This window comes from Agrococcus sp. HG114, assembly GCF_024723325.1.
Lineage (GTDB): Bacteria > Actinomycetota > Actinomycetes > Actinomycetales > Microbacteriaceae > Agrococcus.
In genome coordinates this window covers 1-5,930 of sequence record NZ_JANQCH010000135.1, presented here as the reverse complement: position 1 = coordinate 5,930, position 5,930 = coordinate 1, and the positions used below count along the sequence as shown (strand labels likewise).

The 5,930-nt window shown below is 74.1% G+C and carries 7 protein-coding genes and 1 pseudogene; 4 read left to right on the top strand and 4 right to left on the bottom strand.

Annotated elements, in window-relative coordinates:
* A partial coding sequence (locus tag NWP09_RS11140) for a thiamine-monophosphate kinase (protein ID WP_258275582.1) occupies positions 1-571 on the bottom strand: 571 nt, incomplete at its 3' end.
* 532 nt (positions 572-1,103) lie between these two features.
* On the opposite strand from NWP09_RS11140, the gene NWP09_RS11135 reads away from it, so the two are divergent.
* Positions 1,104-1,562 (top strand): DUF3515 domain-containing protein, encoded by a 459-nt coding sequence (locus NWP09_RS11135; protein ID WP_258275581.1) that lies wholly within the window; start codon positions 1,104-1,106, stop codon positions 1,560-1,562.
* Here the strand turns inward: NWP09_RS11135 and NWP09_RS11130 are convergent.
* The 3 genes and pseudogenes from NWP09_RS11130 to NWP09_RS11120 form a co-directional block, all read right to left on the bottom strand.
* A complete protein-coding gene (locus tag NWP09_RS11130) occupies positions 1,559-1,888 on the bottom strand; it encodes a helix-turn-helix domain-containing protein (protein ID WP_258275580.1) in 330 nt (109 codons plus the stop codon). The genes NWP09_RS11135 and NWP09_RS11130 overlap by 4 nt on opposite strands.
* Positions 1,885-2,154, bottom strand: a pseudogene (locus NWP09_RS11125) (VOC family protein); the annotation flags it as partial. The gene NWP09_RS11130 and the pseudogene NWP09_RS11125, both read right to left, overlap by 4 nt.
* Positions 2,155-2,257: 103 nt before the next feature.
* Positions 2,258-2,608 carry an SseB family protein gene (locus NWP09_RS11120; RefSeq protein ID WP_258275579.1) on the bottom strand — a complete coding sequence of 117 codons (351 nt, stop codon included), beginning with the start codon at positions 2,606-2,608 and terminating at the stop codon, positions 2,258-2,260.
* 112 nt (positions 2,609-2,720) lie between these two features.
* On the opposite strand from NWP09_RS11120, the gene NWP09_RS11115 reads away from it, so the two are divergent.
* The 3 genes from NWP09_RS11115 to NWP09_RS11105 form a co-directional block, all read left to right on the top strand.
* Positions 2,721-3,359 carry an exonuclease domain-containing protein gene (locus NWP09_RS11115; RefSeq protein ID WP_258275578.1) on the top strand — a complete coding sequence of 213 codons (639 nt, stop codon included), beginning with the start codon at positions 2,721-2,723 and terminating at the stop codon, positions 3,357-3,359.
* Between the two features lie 344 nt (positions 3,360-3,703).
* Complete coding sequence (locus NWP09_RS11110) at positions 3,704-5,041, top strand: glycine betaine/L-proline ABC transporter ATP-binding protein (RefSeq protein ID WP_258275577.1); 1,338 nt, start codon at positions 3,704-3,706, stop codon at positions 5,039-5,041.
* The coding region (locus NWP09_RS11105) for a proline/glycine betaine ABC transporter permease (RefSeq protein WP_258275576.1) at positions 5,031-5,930 on the top strand (900 nt) is incomplete at its 3' end. The genes NWP09_RS11110 and NWP09_RS11105, both read left to right, overlap by 11 nt.

Below are 5,930 nucleotides of genomic sequence, written 5' to 3'. Positions count from 1 at the left end.
GCGTGCCGCCGGCCGCCGCGCTCGCCGCCAGGAGCCGGGCGAGGCCGGTCGCCGACAGGCCGAGGGTGCCGACGACGCACACGCGGTCGCCCGGTCGGGCACCCGACCGGAGCACCGCATCCCGTCCCCGCAGGTCGCCGAACGCCGTCACCGCGATCGTGACGCGCTCGGCGGTGCCGAGGTCGCCGCCGACGACGCCGCAGCCGGGCGCCATCGCGGCGACGCCGTCCGCGAGGCCACGCGCGAACCGCTCGATCTCGCCCACGCGCGTCGACCGCGGCACGGCGAGCGCGACGACGAGCGCGGTGGGCACCGCGCCCATCGCGGCGACGTCGGCGAGGTTCGAGGCGGCGGCCTTCCAGCCGAGGTCGCGCCAGCCCGACCAGTCGAGGCGGAAGTCGGCGCCCTCGAGCATCGTGTCGGTCGTCACGACGACCCGGCCGTCGGGCGCGCGCACGACCGCGGCGTCGTCGCCGGGGCCGACGAGGGTCGCGTCGCCCGCGGGCAGCAGCGGCAGGAAGCGCCGCAGCGCCTCGAGCTCGCCGACCTCGTGCAGGGTCGCGTCGTCCATCCCGCAACGCTATCCGGCTGCTGCACCGCAGCCGTCCGCGGCCGGGCTCCTCGGCCCTCACCACGCCGAACCTGAGTCGCGCCGGACGTTCGATGGGCCTGAGGGCGCGCTCGGGCTCCCATTCCGGCTGGTGCACCGCTCAGCGCCATCGAGCGTCCCGGTCGCGCCGCATGAGGGCGGCCGCCTCCGGTGCGCGCCCCGCAACCCGCCGGGGAGGCCCCGCCTAGCGCTCGATGACGCTCCGCGGGCACTCGAGCGCACCGTGCAGCCGGTGGCGCCGTGAGAGCCATCGAGCGTCCAGGTCTTGCCGCATGAGAGCGGCCGCCACCGGCACCCGCCGCCCGATATCCGGGCGGGCCCCGCCTGACGCTCGATGACGCCCAGCGGGTGCTCGAGCGCACATCGCAGCCGGTGCCTCGCTCAGCGTCATCGAACGTCGCGGTGGCGGTGCTCGGGGTGGCCGGCGGGGGCGGCCGCCACCGGAGCCCGCCGCCCGGCCCGGCCCGCCGAGCGCCTCGGTAGGCTTGATGCGATGCGCCTCCTCCCCCTCGCCGCGGCTGCCGCAGCGGTGCTCGCCGTCACCGGGTGCGCACGCGCGGTGACGCTCCCGGCGGCCGACGACGCATCCGACCCCGGGTGCGCGAGCGTGATCGTCTCGCTGCCCGAGCAGCTCGGCGACTCGAGCCTGCCGCAGCCGCTCGAGCGCCGCGACACGACCTCGCAGGCGACGGCCGCGTGGGGCGATCCGAGCGCGGTGACGCTGCGCTGCGGCATGCCCGAGCCCGCGCCCTCGGCGAGCCGCTGCATCCAGGTCGGCCCGGTCGACTGGCTCGAGGTCGCGCAGGAGGAGGACGTCTGGACCTTCGTGAGCTATGGCCGCTCCCCCGCGACCGAGGTGGTCATCGACACGTCGGTCGTGAGCGCCGTGACCGCCCTCGAGGGCGTCTCGAGCGCCGTCGACCGGCTCGAGCGCACCGGCGCCTGCACCTAGGGCTCGTCGGCGCTCGCACGCGCGGCCACCGCACCTCCGCGGCGCCGGGGATCGGCCGCGCCCCAACGCCCGAGCGCGACGATCGCCTGGCGCAGCGCGAGCCCGCGATCGGTGAGCGCGTACGCCCGCGTGTTGTGGCGCAGCGGCAGCCGCGACAGCACGCCCGCCGCCTCCAGCTCGCGCAGCCGCGTCGCGAGCATGTTCGTGGGCACCCCGAGCTCGCGCTGCAGGTCGCCGTAGCGCTGCGGCCCGTCGAGGAGCCGCTCGACGACGAGCAGCGCCCAGCGGGGCCCGACGACGTCGAGGGCGGCCGCGAGGTCGCTCACGCGGCCGCGTCGGCGTCGGGCTTCATCCAGAACGGCGAGTAGTGGTAGCCGTCCGGGTCGTCGAACTGGCGCTGGTACATGAAGGGGTAGTCGTCGGTGTCGCCGACCCGGCCGCCGGCGGCGCGGGCGCGCTCGACGAGCTCGTCGACCGCCTCGCGGCTGCCGAGGTCGAACGAGACGGTGACCTTCGAGGGCGTGTCGGGCCCGCCGACGAGCTCCTCCGTGCCGCCGACGCTCGCGTAGAGCTCGCGGCTTCCGAGCATGACGTTGAACAGGCTCATGCCGACACGCTTGCAAAATGCAAGTGCGCCGTCAAGACCCTGCTTCGGGGCGCCACCGCGGTGGGCGGATGCGGATGCGCGCTCCTGCCTAGACCGCGTCGCCGGCGAGCACGTCGGGCAGGAACACGCGGCCGTCGTCGTGACCGGGGTCGAGCACGATCGCGTGGCCGGCGGGGATCGCCGCGGCGAGCTCGGCGCCCGTGAGCTTCAGGTGCCGCCGGGTCTTCGTGACGAACCCGCCGATGCGCTTGGTCGACGTGAAGGCGACGACGAGCTGCAGCTCGCCGTGCGGCACGACGAGGAACCGGCCGGAGCCGGGATCGCGCGGGTTCTCGACGACCGCCGGCACGACGAGCTCGGCGTCGCGCACGACCGCCCACGCGCCGGCGTGATCGGTCGCGTCGACGGACTGCAGGGCCTCGAGCGTCGGGTTCTCCACGCCTCCATCCTCCCGCATGCGCGGGAAGCGTCTCGATGCGCCGCCGCGGCGTCGCATCGACGAGGGGGCGCGGCGGCGCGGGCGTGTGGGCCGTGGCTGGGAGACTGGAGGCATGGCGCTCGACTTCACGGCAATCGACTTCGAGACCGCCAACGGCAACGCGGCCTCCGCGTGCGCGGTCGGGCTCGTGAAGGTGCGCGACGGCCTCATCGTCGACCGCGCGTCGACGCTCATCCGGCCGACGGCGCCGTTCGACGAGTTCTGGGAGTGGAACACCCGCATCCACGGCATCCAGGCGTTCCAGGTGCTGGATGCGCCCGGCTGGGTCGATGCGCAGCGGCTCATCCTCGAGTTCGGCGGCGACGACGTCTACGTCGCGCACAACGCGGGCTTCGACAAGGGCGTCATGCGCGCGGCGGCGAAGGCGGCGCGGCTGCCCGTGCCCGACATGCGCTGGACCGACTCGCTGCGCATCGCGCGCAAGACGTTCGCGCTCGAGTCCTACCGGCTGCCGGTCGCCGCGCTCGCGGCGGGCTTCGACGACTTCCGCCACCACGACGCGGCGGGCGACGCCGAGGCGTGCGCGGCGATCGTGATCGGCGCGGCGAAGCGGCACGAGCTCGACGACCTCGACGCGCTCGTCAAGCGGTGCGTCTCGGCGGTGCACGAGATCGGCGAGCGCCACGAGGAGCTCGCCGAGCTCGAGGCCCGGCGCCGCGCGGCGCAGCGCGAGCGCCCGTGGTGGCAGTGATCCGCGCCCGGGGCAGAGGCGCCGGAGCTGGTGCCGCTTGTACCCCGGGCCATAACGAAGGCATCACGATTCCGCGTTGACCGCCGACCCGGAACCGCGGAATCCCGCGGAATCCCGACCCCCGCCGCCACAACCCCTCGTTCTGGCCGTGGCTACGGTGGGAGTCGGGTTGCTGGTCCTGGCATCCCGATGCATTGGACGCGACCGCCGACCACGCAGCCGTCGGCGAGCGTATGGTGCCGCTTCGCGGGCGACTCGGGTCGACCTGGGACGGCAGACGACACACCGCGCGCGGTGGCACCCGTCCTCGACTGAACGCCGGAAGCGGCGTGGCAGGAGTGACAGTGAGCGAACCGCCCGTAACCGCGCGCCCGGACGGCGCCGGCGACATCGCCGTGCGCGTCGAGCACCTGACGAAGGTGTTCGGACGCCGAGCCGCCGAGGCCGCCGAGCGGCTCGCCGCCGGTGCCAGCCGCGACGACGTCGCGAAGCTCGGCACCGCTGCGGTCATCGACGCCTCCTTCGAGGTGCAGCGCGGCGAGATCTTCGTCGTGATGGGCCTGTCGGGCTCGGGCAAGTCGACGCTCATCCGCATGCTCAACGGTCTCCTCGAGCCGACGAGCGGGTCGGTCGAGATCGACGGCGAACGCGTCTCCGGCGTCGACGCGAAGCGGCTGCGCGCCGTGCAGCGCTCGCGCGTGTCGATGGTGTTCCAGCACTTCGCCCTGCTCCCGCACCGCACGGTGCTCGACAACGTCGCGTACGGCCTCGAGATCCAGGGCGTCGACCGGGCGCGGCGGCTCGAGCTCGCGCGCGAGGTCGTCGGCACGGTCGGCCTCGCCGGCTGGGAGGAGCGCTTCCCGAGCGAGCTCTCCGGCGGCATGCAGCAGCGCGTCGGCATCGCCCGGGCGCTGTGCGCCGACACCCCGGTGCTGCTCATGGACGAGGCGTTCAGCGCGCTCGACCCGCTCATCCGCCGCGAGATGCAGGAGCAGCTCGTCGAGCTGCAGGCCGAGCTCGGCAAGACGATCGTCTTCATCACGCACGACCTCAACGAGGCGATGTTCCTCGGCGACCGCATCGCCGTCATGCGCGACGGCCGCATCGTGCAGATCGGCAGCCCCGAGGAGATCCTCACCGACCCGGCGAACGACTATGTCGCCCAGTTCGTGCAGGACGTCGACCGCACCCGCGTGCTCACCGCCGCGAGCGTGATGGAGCCGCCCGCCGCATCCGTGCCCGTCACCGTCGGCCCGCGCGGCGCGCTCCGCGCGATGCGCGACGTGCAGACCTCGACCCTGCTCGTCACGGGGCCCGGCCGCACCGTGCTCGGCGCCGTGCGCGACCGCGAGGTGCTGCGCGCCGTGCAGCGCGGCCACCGCGAGCTGCGCCCGCTCGTCGACGCCGACGTGCACCGCGTCTCGCCCGACACGAGCCTCGCCGACCTGCCCGAGCTCGCGATCACGAGCGGCCTCCCGATCGCCGTGGTCGACGACGGCGGCCGGCTGCTCGGCGTCATCCCGCGCGTGATGCTGCTCGCGGCCCTCGGGAACGTGCCGACCGACACCGCCGAGCTCGCGATCGTCGACCTGCCGCCCGCGGTCGACGCCGCGCTCGTCGCGCAGACCCTCGAGGATGCGCATGCCCGCTTCGACGCACTGGAGGTGCCCGATGCTCGATGACCTCCGCCTGCCGCTCGGCGACTGGGTCGAGATCGGCGTCGACTGGATCACCGACAACCTCGCGGTGGTCTTCGACGTCATCCGCACCGTGGTGATCGGCGTCTTCGAGGTCGTGGAGTCGCTCTTCACCGAGCCGCCGGCGATCGTCATGATCCTCGTGCTCGCGCTGCTCGCCCTCGCCCTGCGGGGCTGGCGGATGGCCGCGGGCACGGTGGTCGGGCTCGTCGCGATCGTGCTCGTCGACCAGTGGGACAACGCGATGGCGACGCTCGCGCTCACCGTGGTCGCAGCGCTCCTCGCGCTGCTGCTCGCGATCCCGCTCGGGATCTGGGCGGCGCGCTCCGACACCGTCTCGGCGATCGTGCGCCCCGTGCTCGACTTCCTGCAGACGATGCCCGCCTTCGTGTACCTGATCCCCGCGATCATCCTGTTCGGCATCGGCGTCGTGCCCGGCATCATCGCCACCATCGCGTTCGCGATGGCACCCGGTGTGCGGCTCACGGAGCTCGGCATCCGCGGCGTGGACCGCGAGATCGTCGAGGCGGGCGCCGCGTTCGGCGCCTCGCCAGGCCGGATCCTGCGGCAGATCCAGCTGCCGCTCGCGCTGCCGACGATCATGACGGGCGTCAACCAGATCATCATGCTGTCGCTGTCGATGGTCGTGATCGCCGCGATGGTCGGCGCGGGCGGGCTCGGGCAGGACATCGTGCAGGCGCTGCAGCGCATCGACGTGGGGCTCGGCTTCGAGGCCGGGCTGTCGGTCGTGATCCTCGCGATCGTGCTCGACCGGCTGACGAACGCGCTCGGCAGCCTTCGGCAGCACAGCCCGCTCGCGAGGCTGCGGGCGCGTCGCCGGGGCGCCGCGAGCGCGGCGCTCGCGCCATCGCCG